Origin of the sequence: Xenorhabdus bovienii, from assembly GCF_024721015.1 — a bacterium.
Lineage (GTDB): Bacteria > Pseudomonadota > Gammaproteobacteria > Enterobacterales > Enterobacteriaceae > Xenorhabdus > Xenorhabdus bovienii.
This window is the reverse complement of record NZ_JANAIF010000074.1, coordinates 1-17,096: the sequence shown is the minus strand read 5'-3', so window position 1 is coordinate 17,096 and position 17,096 is coordinate 1. Positions and strand designations below refer to the sequence as shown.

Here is a 17,096-nt window from a genome sequence, read left to right as displayed (position 1 = left end):
CAGATTTTGTGATTGCAGATAAAGGCTATGATAGTGACGCTTTCAGAAATATCGTCGAACAAACAGGGGCAACACCCGTCATTCCTTATCGAAAAAACAGCCGAAAATCAGAAAAGCCCATAGACAAAGGGTTATATCGTTACCGACATTTAGTGGAGAATGCCTTTGCCAGAATAAAACATTTTCGTGCTATAGCAACGAGATACGATAAATTAGAACGAAATTATGCCAGTATGTTAGCACTGGCATTTACTCTCGTTTGGCTACCAATGTGGGCTGATTGATTTATGACCATAAAACATCAACAGTCCCTAATACACCGAGGGGTAATTGGTTGAAGACAGAAGTTTGGGCCAGCCAGCAGACCCGCCCAAACCTGATCAAACAATAAATGTGCTATTCGTTATAAAGTCCCGTCATTCGTTATCAAAAACCTAAACTATCCAATAAATCATCAACCTGCGCTTGGTTGGCAATAACACCAGCTCCATTCTGATTAACCTGAGGGCCGTTAAGAAGGCTGTCGTTCTCTTTTTTCGCTTTGGCCATCTGGTCAGAAGGCATATTTTCCATTAACACCATGACCAATTGTTTTTCCAGTTCCTGAATGACTTCCATCATCCGTTTGATGACCTGCCCCGTCAGATCCTGAAAGTCTTGTGCCATCATGATCTCAAGCAATTGAGTATTGGTAAATGAGACATGTTCAGGTACGAGATTGAGATAATCTCTGGTATCTGTCACCAGTGAGCGAGCCTCTGTCAGTTCCAGATTGTTCGGGTTTGCAAACCACTCATCCCAGCGCTGGGTCAAGGATTTCGCCGAAGATTCCAATTCATTCTGGTGGGGCTGTGCCTCTTCAACGCAGTTCAGCACCCTTTCAGCCGCCTGTGCCGTCATCTGGACAACGTAATTCAACCGCTCCCGCGCATCAGGGATCGCCTCAGCCGCCTGAGCAATGGTTTGATCTAACCCCAGTTCACGCAGACTATCGCGCAGCATTCTCGTTAACTGCCCAATACGACTGATTATTTCACTGGTAGTAACCGCCTCATCTCTCGGCATGACTGGATTTTCACTCATTTTGTCTCCTTAGAGCCCTAATTTTTCAAATATTTTATTGAGTTTCTCTTCCAAAATCGCCGCAGTAAACGGTTTAACGACGTAACCACTGGCTCCGGCCTGCGCTGCTGCAATAATGTTTTCTTTCTTTGCCTCTGCCGTTACCATCAGGACAGGTAAGGCAGCCAGCTTTTCTTCACTGCGAATTATTTTCAGCAATTCGAGACCATCAATATTGGGCATATTCCAGTCAGAAATAACAAAATCAAATTCAGCAGCACGAAGCTTAGCCAGTGCTTCGGCTCCATCCTGGGCTTCATCAACGTTGTTGAAGCCCAGTTCCTTCAATAAATTGCGTACAATGCGACGCATAGTTGCAAAGTCATCGACGACCAGAAATCTCAGATCCTTACTTGCCATAAAAACTCCTTGGAATTTCATTCATCCGGCAGCACAGTGCCGCAAAAGTTAACATCAAATAACAACAACTAAATACGAATCGATTGCCCTGCGCTGATTTTGGCCAGCATCGTTTTACTGATTTTTTGAATATCCATAACGTCATCAATAGCTCCCAGCTGGATCGCCGCTCGTGGCATACCAAAAACTACGCAGCTTGCTTCACTCTGTGCCAGCGTATAAGCACCCGCCTGTTTCATTTCCAGCAGGCCGGCTGCACCATCACTGCCCATTCCGGTCAAGATGACACCAACGGCATTGCGTCCCGCATGTTTGGCAACGGAGCGGAACAGCACATCAACGGAAGGACGATGACGATTGACCGGCGGGGCCCGGGTAGTCATGATTTGATAATTGGCTCCGCTACGGCACAGTTCCATGTGGTGATCCCCCGGTGCGATGTAAGCATGCCCCGGCAGAACCCGCTCACCATTCTCCGCCTCTTTAACGGTGATTTGGCTTAATTTATTGAGCCTTTCTGCAAATGAACGTGTAAAACCCGGCGGCATATGCTGGGTGATCAGTAACGCCGGGCTGGTGACAGGCAAAGGTTGCAACAAGTTTTTTATTGCCTCTGTTCCCCCTGTCGAAGCGCCGACTGCGATCAGTTTTTCGCTGGATAATAGTGGCTTGAAATTCAATGGGGTGGCAATCACAGGACTGGACGGCATGGTACTGATTTTTGCCTGCGCCGCAGCGCGGATTTTTTCGGCAATCAGCTCACTATAGGCCAGCATTCCTTCGCGAAGGCCCAGTTGCGGCTTGGTTACAAAATCGACCGCCCCCAACTCCAGTGCTTTCAATGTAATTTCTGATCCTTTCGCCGTCAGAGACGAAACCATCACAACCGGCATGGGACGCAAACGCATTAATTTTTCAAGAAAATCAATGCCGTCCATGCGTGGCATCTCAACATCTAATGTTAATACCTGAGGGTTGTGTTTTTTTATTAAATCACGGGCAACAAACGGATCTGGCGCGCAGTCCACCACCTCCATATCTGGGTGGCTATTGATTATTTCCCGCATGATCTGGCGCATCAGCGCCGAATCATCCACACACAGTACAGTTATTTTATTCATGACCCCTCCCTGCCCGACGACCTACACCGTAAACGGTCTGTCCTTGCAAGTAGAACTCTCGGCTGATTTGAGTGACGTTTTCGGAATGCCCCGCAAAGAGCAAACCATCCGGTTTTAAGAAATTGACAAAACGACGCAAAATTCTTTCCTGCGTCTTTTTGTCAAAATAAATCATGACATTACGACAGAATATCGCATCAAACTTACCTTCGAGCGTCCAGTCAGAATCCAATAGATTCAAGTGCTGAAAGCTAACCAGCTCAGCCAGTGCGGGACGCACTCTGGCATATCCTTCAAAGAGGCCAATGCCTTTGAAAAAATACTTTTTCTTTTGGCTATCACTCATGTGCTGTAATTCTTCCAGTCGATATACTCCCTGACGGGCTTTTTCCAGCACATGAGTATCAATATCGCTGCCAATGATTTTTATCCGATTTGTCCGATGCCCCAATGCATCACACAAGGTCATGGCGATAGAATACGGTTCCTCCCCCGTCGAAGCGGCTGCGCTCCAAACGCGGTATGTGCCTCCGTTTTTTCTGCTGGCATGCGCCGCCAAAATGGGAAAATGATGAGCTTCCCTGAAAAACGCCGTGAGATTGGTGGTCAATGCATTGATGAATAATTCCCATTCTTTGCTATGAATATTCTGTTCCAGAATCGACAGGTATTGACCAAAATCATTGATTCCCAGTACACGCAAGCGCCTGACCAGACGGTTGTAAACCATTTCACGTTTATTTTTGGCCAGTACAATACCAGCCCGTTGATAGATAAACTGGCAGATGCGCTCAAATTGCGCATCCGACAAAATATGCCGCTGAAACATAAAGTTCAGCGGTGAAATAGCATCAGTATCTGAGGCTGCTAAATTGGATTTCATCTGACCTCAGCGTATTTGACTTGCGATATACTCATCGGTCATTTTTGAAGCAGAGGGTGTCTGATGGTCATACTCATTGTCTAAGCCTTCAGGCAGTTCAAATAAAGCAACGGTTTTCACTAATGTGTCTGCCTTATCTTCAAGCGCAGCAGCGGCTGCCGCAGATTGTTCCACCAATGCCGCATTTTGCTGTGTGACTTGATCCATCTGGCTGACAGCTTGGGCAACCTGATGAATACCACGGCTTTGTTCATCAGAAGCGGCGGCAATTTCAGCCATCAGTTCAGTGACTTGGTTTACTGATTTGACTAATTCATCCATGGTGTTCCCGGCGTTATTAACTAGCTCAGAACCTTGGTTAACTCGATGGACAGATTCATCGATCAGGGTTTTGATTTCTTTCGCCGCCTCAGCACTGCGTTGCGCCAAGTCACGTACTTCGCCCGCCACGACAGAGAACCCACGTCCCTGCTCACCGGCACGCGCTGCTTCAACCGCCGCATTTAATGCCAGGATATTGGTTTGGAAGGCAATGCCATCAATGACACTGATAATAGCGCTGATTTTCTTCGAACTGTTGGCAATTTCATCCATAGTGGCCACCACGCTGACGGTCAATTCACCGCCTTTCGAAGCCGTCTGGGAAGCGGATACTGCCAGTTCACTGGCCTGACGTGCGTTTTCAGCGTTCTGTTTAACAGTAACAGTCAGCTCTTCCATGCTGGCAGCGGTTTCTTCCAGCGACGCAGCCTGTTCTTCAGTGCGTGATGACAGGTCGGTATTGCCCTGTGTAATTTCCTGAATACCGGCATACATCTGGTTGGTGTTGTCTCGTACAGAGGCAATCGACTTGATCAAAGATTTCTGCATATCGCGCAGTTTTCTGAAGATATCGCCAATCTCATCACTGGTCGTGACAGCAATTTCTTTATTCAGGCGGCCTTCTGCCACGTCCTGGAAACAGGCTCGCATATTGTCAAACGGCCGGAGCAGATTACGTCGCATCCACCAGTGCGCTGATGCCGAAACAACAAATACCATCAGGATAGAACCGAAAAACATGGCGATGGAAACTTTATAGTAAAAGGCACCATCGGAAACCGCTGTGCTGATGTTATGGCCGAGATACTGCATGTAATTGTTGTATGCGACTTCTAGCTGGCGCTGGTAATTTTCTGTTGGCTGATCAAGAAATGCCTGGAAATTCCCTTCATAAAGATACGTTTTCAGCTCTTTCAACGCATTAATATATTCTTGGTAAGAACGTTCAACCGCAGCCAATAAGGCGACACTTTGGTCATTCTTTTCTATCTGAGGTAAGGCACTGAACTGTGCGAAATTCCTTTCAGCTTCATTCAATGAGCTTTTGAGCAACGCTTCCATCGCGTCGATCTGATCCTGCGACTGACCCACTTTTTGGCCAATGGCAATTTTGTTGAGAGTGTTACGCGTTTGCAGCATTGCTGCCCAGCTCAATCCAAGGGTATCTCTTCGTTTAGTTCCCAAATCAATTCTTTCAATATATGACTGGTCTGTATGAATTATTCCCAGGGACAAACCGCTCGAAATAATTTGCATAACACAAAACATCATGAGTAATAGATACAAACTGGTTGATATGCGAAGCCTACCTAACATGTAATCACCTCGTTTAACGGCTGCATTATGCAGCCGTGGTTATCGCTATTATTTTTTAGAATGTTTCCCAATTAGAGGGGTCTTCCACATTACTGCCTTTCTTCAGCATAGGAGGATTCGTTTTATTAGCTGGAGGAGTCGGCGATTTTATCGTCGATAAAACTTCATGTTTTCTTTTTTCAGACTGCTTCCTTTCGGCCTGCTCCGGTAGCTGGAACAACGCAACTGCTTTGGTCAAGATCATGGCCTGCTCTTCCAGTGCCGCTGCTGCGGCCGCAGACTGTTCAACCAGTGACGCATTCTGTTGTGTAACTCTATCCATTTCAGAAATAGCGACACCAACTTGAGTAATTCCTCTACTTTGTTCATCAGAAGCCGATGCAATTTCCCCCATGATGTCAGTCACGCGGGTCACAGAATCGACAATTTTGTTCATCGTTTCGCCGGCACTTTCCACCAGCACAGAGCCGGTGTCAGTACGATCCACAGAGTCTTCAATCAGGGATTTGATTTCTTTGGCCGCTTCCGCACTGCGTTGTGCCAAATTGCGAACTTCGCCGGCAACCACCGCAAAACCGCGGCCATGCTCACCTGCACGAGCAGCTTCTACCGCAGCGTTAAGGGCAAGAATATTGGTCTGGAAGGCAATGGCATCAATCACACCGGTGATATCAGAAATTTTGCGGGAACTGTCAGCAATGTCATGCATGGTTTGCACCACATTCGCCACCACTTTACCTCCCTGACGGGCGATATCGGAGGCATTGTCAGCCAAATTGCTCGCTTGACGGGCATTGTCAGCATTCTGTTTTACCGTTGCAGTCAACTGTTCCATGCTGGCAGCGGTTTCCTCCAGCGAAGCCACCTGCTGTTCTGTACGAGAAGAGAGATCGTTGTTACCCGCAGCAATTTCGCTGGTGCCGGTATAGATGGTTTCCGTACTCTGATGAACACTTCTGACGGTATGGATCAGCTCGTCCTGCATATGCCTCAAGCCAACCGCCAGCATGCCCATTTCATTGGTACCGGACACATTGATAGTTTGGGTCAAGTCACCTTTCGAGAAGGCTTTAATATTTTCCAGTAACTTATTCAATGGATTGATCAATGCTTTACGCAAGCTAATCCAGCTTACTGCCATAACCAAAATCAACAGCACAAACACAGAGATTAAGCTAATGATAATATTGCGATAAGCAATATCTGCTTCGCGCGCCACTTCATCATACAGTTTTTGATCCTGGTTCAGATAGTAGTCGTATTCCACATTAAAAGCGTTCTGATAGTCGGTGGTTTTCTGGGCAAAAAATTCTTTATACTGTTTTTTTGCCAGAAATCCATCCAACTCTTTGAGCGCGTTAAGATATTCATGATGAGTTTGTTTTAAACGTTGGAGATGGTCTGGATCATGTATGGGCAATTTTTTGAGCTGTTCAAATTGCTCGAAGCGGCGTTCCCCACGAGCTAGATTGACTTTAGATTCAGCCAGAACATCATCAATTTGGTAAGTACCATCAAGATCGCGTTCTTTCATCATATAGATGATGCCAACGCGGTTCAGGTTATTACGGGCTTGCAGCAGGTTGATCCAGCTTTCATCCAATAACTTTTGCTGCTGCCGCATTTTATCCAATAAATCAAAGGCTTCTGTATCGTTCTTTAAACCATTAAAGAACAGCCCCCCGGAGATAAATTGCAGAGCACCAAATAATATGATGACTGAGATTAGCCCCGTCACTATTTTCATTCGGTTAAACATGACTTCCCTTTTGTAATAAATTGCTATGCCAGTGTTATCGGCACCCTTAAAGGGAACTTTATGTGTAATCCAAAAAATTGAGTTTTTGCACTATTTTTTTGATCTAAAACAATTAAGGCTGCCGTTTTGCTCGACTGACTATAATGAGTGGCAACAATCACGACAGCCCTGAAATATCAGCTCTTGGCGACAGAATCCACTAATGCCATTTCTTCACTGTTAAGGAGTTTTTCGATATCTACCAGAATCAGCATCCGCTCATCAATGGAACCTAGCCCTGTCAGATATTCAGTTGACAAGGTAACCGCAAACTCCGGCGCCGGGCAAATTTGATCGTCCTTCAAAGACAGCACATCGGACACGCCATCAACCACAATCCCCACCACACGATTAAGCAGGTTCAGGACGATCACGACGGTGTTGTCGTTATAAGTGATGTTTTCCTGAGAGAATTTGATCCTCAAGTCAATAATGGGAACAATCACTCCACGCAGATTGGTTATCCCTTTGATAAAAGAAGGTGTATTTGCAATCCGGGTAACTTGGTCGTAACCACGTATTTCCTGCACTTTCAGTATTTCAATTCCATACTCTTCGTCACCCAAGGTGAAAACCAGATATTCCTTTCCGGTCGTTTCCCCCGATAATTTACTGAATTCTTCTATGGCTGACATGATGTTACCTTTTACTGTGTTATTTTTTTATTCACCAGCTCCGCCTTACGCGTAGCCAACTGTTCATGATTGAGTTTCTGCAAAGCAGGAATATCAATGATCAGGGCAACACTACCGTCTCCCATAATGGTGGCAGCCGAAATGCCAGGTACTTTACGGTAATTGCTCTCGATATTTTTAACGACTACCTGATGCTGTCCGACCAATTTATCCACCAGCAATGCATAGCGGCGCCCCGCGCTTTGAACAATGACGGCAATACCTTTGGTTGGCGAGGTTTCCCCGTTCGAAATATCAAATATCCGGTACAATTCCAGTAGCGGTAAATATTCTCCACGGACTTGCAGCAGTTTTTCATCGCCCGCCAGAGGATAGATATCTTCTTCCTGTGGCTGTAATGAACTGACCACAGCACTCAATGGCAGAATGAAGACTTCGCTATTGACTTTGACGGACATGCCATCCAGTATTGCCAATGTCAGCGGCAGTAAAATGCGAATGATCGTCCCTTTCCCTTCTTGGAAACTGATCTGAATCTGGCCACCCATATCCTGAATATTGCGCTTAACAACATCCATTCCGACGCCACGACCAGAAACATCCGTTACCACTTCTGCGGTAGAGAATCCAGGCGCAAAAATCAACATAGCAACTTCTTCATTACTCATGTTTTCACTGATATTCAGGCCTTGAGACCGCGCTTTTGCCAAGATCTTCTCGCGGTTCAAGCCTGCGCCATCATCGATAACTTCAATGCAGATGTTGCCGCCCTGATGTTCAGCCGAGAGTGTCAAGTTACCCGTTTCTGATTTTCCGGCTGCAATCCGTTTTTCCGGGTTTTCAATACCGTGATCGAGGCTGTTGCGTACTAGATGCGTGAGGGGATCAATAATCCGCTCGATCAAGCTCTTATCGAGTTCCGTTGAACTGCCGATCAGCGTCAGTTCCACTTTTTTGTTCAGTTTACCTGCTAAATCCCGCACCAGACGTGGATATCGGCTGAAAACGTACTCCATCGGCATCATACGGATCGACATGACGGATTCTTGCAAATCACGGGAGTTTCGCTGCAATTGAGCCATACAACTCAGCAGTTCGCTGTGTTTTGTCTGCTCCAATCCATCACAATGCTGTGCCAGCATAGATTGGGTAATGACCAGTTCTCCCACCAGATTGATGAGTTGATCCACCTTCTCAACAGCAACACGAATACTGGAAGATTCGACACGTTGACGTGGTGATCCCGCTACCGGACGCGGGGCCGGACGCCCTACTTCATGTACTTCTGATTTTTGTGGCACATCAGCAGACTGTGGTTTATCAGTACTTATCGTACTTACAGCCACACGACTTTCGATTGCCACACCTTCTGCCGCTGGTTTTTTTTCAGACTGAGTGTCTGCTTCAGTTTCTGCCGGATGCGAGTCCGCAACAGGCAGAAAAGTTATCTGTTCAGGTTCAATCACAAAACACATTACAGCGGTGATGTCATCTTCTGTTGCAGATGTGATCAATGAAGCTTCAAGGCTGTCTGCGGTCTGTTCAACGTCGTAAACATCACCAAGATGCCCCAATTCATCCTTCATCAAGGAGACTTCGCGTTCTTTTAGCCCAGATAGATGAACGCGGATTCTCCCTTGATCAGTTTTACCTGCCGGAAGATTTTTTTCTTCTGGCTGATTGATCACGACTGCTTGTTCTTCTTCAGCTTCCAGCACAGTCTCTTTCAATGCAGGTTCAGGCTGAATTGCCGGTGCGGCAGTGTCAGCACTCTCATCCTGCTTATCTTCCTGTAGCTCTAAGGCAAGCTGACGCAATGTCTCGCAGATATAATTGAATGTATCTTCATCCGGCTCCTGAGAACTTTTATAGGCATCCAATTGTTGCTGCATAATATCTTTCGCTTCTAAAAACAGGTTGATAATGTCAGTAGTCAGGCGTATTTCGTCACGTCTGGCACTGTCTAGCAGATTCTCCAAAACATGCGTGGTTTGTTGCAGCTTGGCAAAACCAAAAGTTGCAGCGCCCCCCTTGATGGAGTGGGCGCTACGAAAAATTGCATTTAGTTGTTCATGATCAGGTTCATCGGCATCGAGCAGCAATAAATGCTGCTCCATATCGTCCAATAATTCATCTGCTTCATCAAAGAAGGTCTGATAAAACGCGGTAATATCCATCGTTACTTACTCTGTCACCTTATTAGTATCACTGGACGGTTCAGTCTGAGTCTGCACCGATATTGTGATTTCACTGGATTGTTCGGTGGGTTGCTGAGAAGGCGCTCCCTTATTCGAATCCGTTCTGATGACTTCTTGCATATCCATACTACTGTTAGCGGTCATGGCGTCACCACCACTGTTTTCCTGCTCAATCCGTTTTTCTGCATCTTTATTCAAGACAATAATGCTGATACGGCGGTTAACCGGTGCATTAGGATCAATTCCCTTCTGCATACTGACAGTGGATGCCATACCAACAACCCGCAAGATTTTGACCTCATCCAAGCCACCGTTCAGCAATTCTCGCCTTGAGGCATTAGCACGATCCGTAGAGAGTTCCCAGTTGCTATAACCCCTTTGGCCATTGGCATACTGTAAATTATCGGTATGACCAGAAAGGCTGACTTTGTTCGGAATTCCACTCAAAATCGGTGCAATTGCCTGCAAAATATCTCTCATGTAGCTCTCAACCTTCGCACTACCAACCATAAACATCGGACGGTTTTCCCTATCGATGATCTGAATGCGCAAACCTTCATCCATCATGTCGATCAACAAATGGGGACGTAGTTCTTTTAGGCGAGGATCGGTGATAATAAGTTGATCAAGTTGTTGGTGCAGTCGATTCAGACGACGTTTTTCCTCATTGGATTCAACAAGTTTAGATTCGCGAAAAACTTCTCCATCCTGCTGAAAAACTTCATCCCCTCCCCCAGGAATCGGATTTGTGCTATCGCTGCTTTGTGGCCCTTGGTTTATCGCTACCTGCAAGGGAGTGCGAAAATAGTCTGCAATGCTGGTTAACTCCTGTGGGCTGGCGATCGATAGCAGCCACATGACCAGAAAAAACGCCATCATCGCAGTCATGAAATCGGCATATGCAATCTTCCATGATCCACCACAGTGCTTCTCACCGTGTTTTTTGCGTTTTTTTACTCTGATGACAGTAACATTATTCGCTCTCATAATTATTCTTCGACTTCTTGTTGTACAGGAGATTTAACCCGACGAACATGTTCTTCAAGTTCCGTAAATGAAGGACGATCTGTGAGGAATAATGTTTTACGACCGAATTCAACCGCAATCTGCGGAGCATAACCATTCAGGCTGGAAAGCAGTGTAATCTTGATGCACTGCATCATTTTTACCTGTTCGCTGCTACGTTGACGCAGCAAGGTTGCCAGAGGAGAAACAAAACCGTAAGCCAATAAAATCCCTAAGAATGTTCCTACCATCGCATGGGCGATTAACGCACCCAGCTCCCCTGCCGGACGATCCGCTGATCCGAGTGCATGAACCACTCCCATGACGGCGGCAACGATGCCAAATGCCGGCAGTGAATCTCCAACCATCGCCAGACTGGTCGCAGGGACTTCACTTTCCTGTTCATAAGTCTCGATTTCTTCATCCATCAGGGCCTCAATTTCATGGGGATTCATGTTACCGCTGATGATCAGACGCATATAATCAGTGATGAAATCCATCAAATAGGGATCTTTTAACAAACGGGGATACTGTGTGAAGATGTCGCTCTGGTGTGGATTTTCGATATCCCGCTCCAAAGCCAGAAGCCCATTTTGGCGTGATTTGGATAACAGGCGGAACAGCAGCGCCATGAGATCCATGTACATTGCTTTGTTGTATTTTGATCTGCGCAATACTTTTGGTAAAACACGCAGTGTTGCCTTTATCGCCTTGCCATTATTGCCTACGATAAAAGCGCCAATACCCGCACCTGCAATAATCAAAAATTCCGCTGGCTGATAAAGTGCGCCCATGTGGCCACCGACAAGCAGATAGCCACCAATTACCGCACCAAAAACCACTACATATCCTAAAAGTACTAACACGCGATATCCTTTAGCTAAGTTGGTGAGCAGATGGGATTTGAACAGGGCGAATTAGTAAACGAAGAACGGTATGACAGAGCAGATTACAGGTCTGCACATAAAAACCTGTAACCTGCTTTTAAGTTTCCCATTTAAATTCACATAGCTTGCTGAGCAAATCCATCCAGCAGTTGTGAATTAGTATCGGCAGGCAGAGCGGAAAGTTTACGTTTTTTTACCGCTCGTGAAGGTGGCTGGCAAAGACTACAAACAAAGCTGTTCACCGGTTGGTGGGCGTGCGTGATGAAAGTGCCACCACAGCAGCGACACTCTGTTGGCTGTAGCATCCCGCTATCAACGAAACGGACAAGTGTCCAGGCTCTGGTCAGTGCCAGAACAGGCCCACCTTCGCTGCTTGGAGGACATTGCTCAAGGTACAGTCGGTAAGCTTTTACAACAGCTTCAACACCGTCACAATGCCCGCTTTTCATCAAGAAACGATAAGCATTGTAGAACATAGAAGAGTGAATATTCTGTTCCCAAGTCATAAACCAATCCGTCGAAAAAGGAAGCATCCCTTTAGGCGGAGGGCTTCCCCGCAACTCTTTATACAGCCTGATCAATCGCCCTCTGCTTAATTGTGTTTCACTTTCAAGCATTTGCAACCGTGCACCTAAAGTGATGAGCTCCATTGCAAGATGAATATCTTTCGCTTCCTGAACAATACTTTTTTCAACCATCTTCACGCTCTTTTCTTGATTGAAATGTCATCCAGCGCAGATAACTGCTGAAAAAGATGAGTAGACAGCAAGATACCTGTGTGAATTTGTTGCAAATCGTCCACCCGCGATTCCTTCGTTAACTGCAGCACCGTTTCGTGGTCTTCTAACCGAAAATGGCAAATCAGTTGGTTAGTTTCAGCTAATTTTACTAACTGAGGCAATGTCAGCTCGGCCAACGTATCAGCCATCGATTCACTAATACCTAAACGGAACATCGCAGATGCTTTCTCATGGTTAATTAGCCGTTGCGCTAAAAGCAAATACGATAAATTTATGTCATAAATATGTTTGAGCAATTCAACCGTACTCATTTCTATATATCCCGTCCGATTATATGAAAAATTAATTAAGTGATCAAAGAATCACTCACGACAAAATTACCAGTAGCATGAGATTCAATAATCTCCGACATAACTGAAATATACATCTTTAGCCAGAGCAGTAACTGTCCTTTGTATTACTCTTGGGATCGCCCAATTTCTAAAATATTTCGGTAATGGGTTGTGAAAGTATTATTGCGTCATCTGATTAATGCACTTGCCACAATTGATTAAGAATATTCTTAATGCTAATTAACTTTACTCCTGAATCATCAACTTATACAACGGAGAATATATGCCATTTTAAATACTATGTGACATATATCACAAAACTGACACTTTTTATTATGATTCTAGCTCATTAACTATTCAAGCAATAGAAAACGAAAAATAGTCCACAATTAATAAGTTAAATTATCTAAATAAAAATATTAAGGACTGTTTTTTGTTTTATACGATCTATTAAACTTCTAAATTTAAAATGGCGATAAAAAATATATACTTTAGTTAAATTCTCAATATGTTAGTAAAATTTGCCTCTTGATAATGTAGGTAGGTACTCATCTTCCACTATAAGTTGACTTAGATCATAGTTATGCCAAATTTATTAATTATATGTGAATACTAGTTATTAAAAAGCTACTAATCTGATCATTTTTGGTTTACGATCGTATTCTTTTCACACAGAGGAAAAGGTGGCATTCAAGCCACTTTACGCATAAATATCACACAGATCACAAAAATAAGATAAAATACAGTATGATGTTGAAATAAAAAACATCTACATCCCTGCCTTAGAGTAAATAAAGCGGACAAGGCTTCGAGAACACAACAAAAGCCACTACTATTCAAAACCACAGAAGTCACGCTAGACCACCATTATATATAAAATTATCTAAAGTAAATAAACTTATAGATAGACAGTTTATGGCATAAATTTAACTAAATCCTCACTGGTTGTTATTTCTCCTCATTGACTACCTTATACCCACAATCAATAAGATAAATTTATCATTAAAAGCGTGCTCTTTTTTCATAATGTTAAGAATAATCAATGTTTATGCCATTTATACAGAATGGAGTGACTGACTGTGTACGCAAAAGAAAAATCCCCCATTAACAGAAAATTAATTTCCTTAAATAACATAAAAAATAGAAACAAAATCACTCCCAAATACAAATTTAACAATAAATTCTTATAACATAAAATCCAATTAAAAGAAGAAAAAACACTTTGAATACGAAACAGGGAATGCAAACAGAATAAATAAATATGAAAAAGGAAATTATCTTACTTAATTTAAAATATAAGTAACAATAGATCATATAAAAGTAACGATTCAAATAAAAAGAATAACGGGTAAATATGACCTTATTACCTCATTAAATTTATATTTATTGTGATAGTAAGATCATATTCAAAGAATAACATCAATACCTATTCGAAATATCTGTAAAAAATGAGTCATGATAAGGGTGATAATGGCAGCCGCTGTGTGGACGGCTACCTTAATCCACACAGAATAAGATGTTAATTAATGAGAATTATTTACAACTATCCACCAACGTGATGAATGTAAAATTGCTTCATCATTTGGGTGATGACGCAGTCGCATATTAGTGTTCCTATTCACCAAAGAAAATATTTCTAAAGCAATGACTGTAATCCAATTAGTACATCAAATGGTAAAAATGGTATGTATATACCTAGTGTCATAATTATTGACGTTGTTAATAACACAGGTAATACGGCGATACTTTGGACAAACAGAACTTTTTGTGTACGCAACATATGTACAGCCAGTGCCTGAGACAACTGGCCTTCCATGAACTAGCCTATTGGAATGAAGTTTGATGTTCTGCACAGCTCACTATAAATATATATCAAATCATAGCGAATATTGTGATATCTAAGATAGAAAATGTCGTCCCTAACCCAATCATAAAATATCCGATATTCTTTACATCTATTTGCGAGGGATTCTCAATAACTCTTTATCCATTTTGTCTTACGACAAAGACAGTTGTGAAATATCGTACATTAGGTTTTGTACAAGCAAATAGATGGCTAACATCAGTAAAAATGGAATAAATACTCTGGAAATCAGTATCGAAAATACATTCACGAAATCCAACTGGCTGTCATATTTAAATACTTAATGATATTCCCAAACGTTTCCCTACTTTTTATTACTCGTTCCCCTAATACCATCAAATTTTTATCAAACAAAATGATATCCTCTGACTCTTTTGCGGTATTGGTTCTGGTGTCAACAGAAATACCGATATCAGCATACCGCAATGTAGACATATCATTTATTCCATTACCGAAAAAACTAACTGTGTATTTACTATTTTGCAATGACTTTAAAATGCGTGACTTTTCCGTGGGGTTAACTTACAAAATGCTGTTCTTAATTCCACTTCTTTTGAAAGGTCTTCATCACTCGCAAATTCAATATCAAAATTAATAAAAATATTCCTAGGATCTAAACCCACATCACGGTAAATTTCTGCGGTAATGACAGGGCTATCTCCGTTAAGCACCTTAGCTGAAACGTCATTTTCTCTTAATGCAGCCATTGCCATCGCCACACTCACCTTTGGCAAATCTAAAAATGTTAATAAACCTTGCAGTACCCTCTCCTTTTCATCAGCAACAGAAAATGGATGTTTCACTTCATCAAGACTTAACTCCCCTGTCACTAAGATTAACCCTCTGAAACCTTGCTCTTTATAGAGGTTAACCAGCCCCATCACATTGTTACGATTTTCTTCAGTGAGAGAAATTATTTTCTCCTTTAACCTCATATGAGAGCATACTGATGACATTTCCACAGTAGCCGCTTTACCAATCAATTAGCACTTTTGCTACTGTTTTTGAACAGAAATTGGCAAGCTACGTCTAACAAAATCAAAAGATAACTCATCAATTTTTCTGTAGCTGGTGAGAAAACCAATACCAATTTTTCGCTCCCATACCTGACAATCGCTTGATCCATCAAATCCATAGTGCCGCTTGTTTAGCTATGCCCAATGGAATACTGAAGTCTCTTACCTGCCAGAACAAGAATAAACCACTAAATGAAATTATTATTAAGATAATAATAATATTGGTTATATTTATTTCATTTTCATGGCGTGACGACAAAAAGTAATCAGTAAAAAAGATGATCATCGCCAAAAGCATCAGGACTTAAATAAACGAATTATGGAAAGTGATGGATTAGCTGAATAAACGCATGAGGTGCTTTTTCATGTGTACTTCATTGAATAGGTTGGCTGGCTTTAGACAACGTCTTATTCAGTTCAAGGGATAGGCGGAATATCATCCGTCCTTATCCCCTGATAAATATAATATTATGGAATTAGTAATATAAAATTATTCTAAGCAGGTAATTCTGTAGCAATTTTCCAATTAACTGAACTGACGCTTTTTTCCAAACTCACTCGACAAACAATCGACTCTATTTCTTTTTGCTCAGTCGGTGTTGCCAATATTTCTGCACAGACTTCAAGCCTGTCGGGTTGAGTGGCATTAGCATCAGCACTACTCAATGACTGCAATCTGACACCTAACCCATTAATAGCCTGTAGGATCAGTGTCCTGACTAGGATTTCATCATGAATATCACAAACAATATGGATCTTATAGCGTTGTTCTAAATCTAAGGCTTGTTGATAAGGTTGGGTATTAATCCGCTGTGCGGCCTCTCTCAACAGAGTGTTCGCACACAGAATAATGCCTGTGGCAATGCTCGCAGACCAATATTGACCAAGTCCGCATAACACGCCAATACCCGCCGAACACCACAATGTTGCAGCAGTATTTAAGCCTCGAATATTCATTCCTTGGCGCATAATCACGCCAGCCCCAAGAAAACCAATACCGAATACAATCTGCGCGGCAATACGCTGACGCCATTGGCGCTCAGCTCCAATCAGAGCCCCAAAAAACATTGCAGATAGTAAATGAATGGCAATAGGTGTTAACAACATGAAATTCTCCATAATATCAAATGGATAAATCAAGAATCATGTGCATTAATGGCCTAATTCAGTTAGTTTTATTTATTGAGGTTCTATTGACTAAATAACTTAAGATGATTTTCAACCCGTAGTTGAAAAATAACTCCCATACGTTATATATGAAAATTTTAGCCACTAATAACTATTTTTTAATAGACTACAGCTCAATAGATAACCTAAAGAGATAATTTCTTCATCTTACACATGGAATATGATGCCGAATATTTAATTCGACTAGATTATTTGTATGTTCCCAGAGGAAATAAGGAGTGAGTATATAACCATAAGTAATCAAGAAAAATTAATTGCAAATTTAGCACCATAACCTTCCAATAGAGTATTTAGCTCATACTCCACGGT

At 42.8% G+C, this 17,096-nt stretch carries 16 protein-coding genes; 1 reads left to right on the top strand and 15 read right to left on the bottom strand.

Going from position 1 to position 17,096, the window contains the following annotated elements; genetic code table 11:
- Positions 1 to 284 (top strand): transposase (locus tag NXS07_RS15815; RefSeq protein ID WP_258087121.1); only part of this gene is annotated, 284 nt, incomplete at its 5' end.
- A gap of 142 nt (positions 285 to 426) precedes the next feature.
- Here the strand turns inward: NXS07_RS15815 and cheZ are convergent.
- From cheZ to NXS07_RS15740, 15 genes are all read right to left on the bottom strand, one after another.
- Positions 427 to 1,083 carry a protein phosphatase CheZ gene (cheZ, locus tag NXS07_RS15810; RefSeq protein ID WP_012988408.1) on the bottom strand — a complete coding sequence of 219 codons (657 nt, stop codon included), beginning with the start codon at positions 1,081 to 1,083 and terminating at the stop codon, positions 427 to 429.
- A gap of 9 nt (positions 1,084 to 1,092) precedes the next feature.
- Positions 1,093 to 1,482 (bottom strand): chemotaxis response regulator CheY, encoded by a 390-nt coding sequence (cheY, locus tag NXS07_RS15805; protein ID WP_038197469.1) that lies wholly within the window; start codon positions 1,480 to 1,482, stop codon positions 1,093 to 1,095.
- A 68-nt stretch (positions 1,483 to 1,550) separates the two neighbouring features.
- A complete protein-coding gene (locus NXS07_RS15800; protein ID WP_046336910.1) occupies positions 1,551 to 2,603 on the bottom strand; it encodes a protein-glutamate methylesterase/protein-glutamine glutaminase in 1,053 nt (350 codons plus the stop codon).
- Positions 2,596 to 3,486, bottom strand: coding sequence for a protein-glutamate O-methyltransferase CheR (gene cheR / locus NXS07_RS15795; protein ID WP_038197471.1), 891 nt, complete (start codon positions 3,484 to 3,486; stop codon positions 2,596 to 2,598). Before cheR ends, NXS07_RS15800 begins: the two co-directional genes overlap by 8 nt.
- 6 nt (positions 3,487 to 3,492) lie before the next feature.
- Positions 3,493 to 5,124, bottom strand: a complete 1,632-nt coding sequence (locus NXS07_RS15790) for a methyl-accepting chemotaxis protein (RefSeq protein WP_038204639.1) — start codon at positions 5,122 to 5,124, stop codon at positions 3,493 to 3,495.
- 55 nt (positions 5,125 to 5,179) lie between these two features.
- Positions 5,180 to 6,883 carry a methyl-accepting chemotaxis protein gene (locus NXS07_RS15785; RefSeq protein WP_258087120.1) on the bottom strand — a complete coding sequence of 568 codons (1,704 nt, stop codon included), beginning with the start codon at positions 6,881 to 6,883 and terminating at the stop codon, positions 5,180 to 5,182.
- A gap of 176 nt (positions 6,884 to 7,059) precedes the next feature.
- A complete protein-coding gene (cheW, locus tag NXS07_RS15780; protein ID WP_038197475.1) occupies positions 7,060 to 7,557 on the bottom strand; it encodes a chemotaxis protein CheW in 498 nt (165 codons plus the stop codon).
- A gap of 11 nt (positions 7,558 to 7,568) precedes the next feature.
- Complete coding sequence (cheA, locus tag NXS07_RS15775) at positions 7,569 to 9,674, bottom strand: chemotaxis protein CheA (RefSeq protein WP_413743140.1); 2,106 nt, start codon at positions 9,672 to 9,674, stop codon at positions 7,569 to 7,571.
- A gap of 66 nt (positions 9,675 to 9,740) precedes the next feature.
- On the bottom strand, positions 9,741 to 10,742 hold the full coding sequence (gene motB / locus NXS07_RS15770) for a flagellar motor protein MotB (RefSeq protein ID WP_258087119.1): 1,002 nt from the start codon (positions 10,740 to 10,742) through the stop codon (positions 9,741 to 9,743).
- Between the two features lie 2 nt (positions 10,743 to 10,744).
- A complete protein-coding gene (gene motA / locus NXS07_RS15765; RefSeq protein ID WP_038197479.1) occupies positions 10,745 to 11,626 on the bottom strand; it encodes a flagellar motor stator protein MotA in 882 nt (293 codons plus the stop codon).
- A 137-nt stretch (positions 11,627 to 11,763) separates the two neighbouring features.
- Positions 11,764 to 12,345 (bottom strand): flagellar transcriptional regulator FlhC, encoded by a 582-nt coding sequence (gene flhC, locus NXS07_RS15760; RefSeq protein ID WP_038190163.1) that lies wholly within the window; start codon positions 12,343 to 12,345, stop codon positions 11,764 to 11,766.
- Positions 12,346 to 12,347: 2 nt separating this feature from the next.
- Entirely contained in the window at positions 12,348 to 12,698 is a 351-nt protein-coding gene (gene flhD, locus NXS07_RS15755; protein ID WP_012988397.1) for a flagellar transcriptional regulator FlhD, read from the bottom strand.
- A gap of 2,131 nt (positions 12,699 to 14,829) precedes the next feature.
- Positions 14,830 to 15,018 carry a hypothetical protein gene (locus NXS07_RS15750; protein ID WP_051863073.1) on the bottom strand — a complete coding sequence of 63 codons (189 nt, stop codon included), beginning with the start codon at positions 15,016 to 15,018 and terminating at the stop codon, positions 14,830 to 14,832.
- A 56-nt stretch (positions 15,019 to 15,074) separates the two neighbouring features.
- Positions 15,075 to 15,545 (bottom strand): hypothetical protein, encoded by a 471-nt coding sequence (locus tag NXS07_RS15745; RefSeq protein ID WP_155271865.1) that lies wholly within the window; start codon positions 15,543 to 15,545, stop codon positions 15,075 to 15,077.
- A 549-nt stretch (positions 15,546 to 16,094) separates the two neighbouring features.
- Positions 16,095 to 16,706, bottom strand: a complete 612-nt coding sequence (locus NXS07_RS15740) for an MgtC/SapB family protein (protein ID WP_258087118.1) — start codon at positions 16,704 to 16,706, stop codon at positions 16,095 to 16,097.
- Positions 16,707 to 17,096 lie beyond the last annotated feature (390 nt).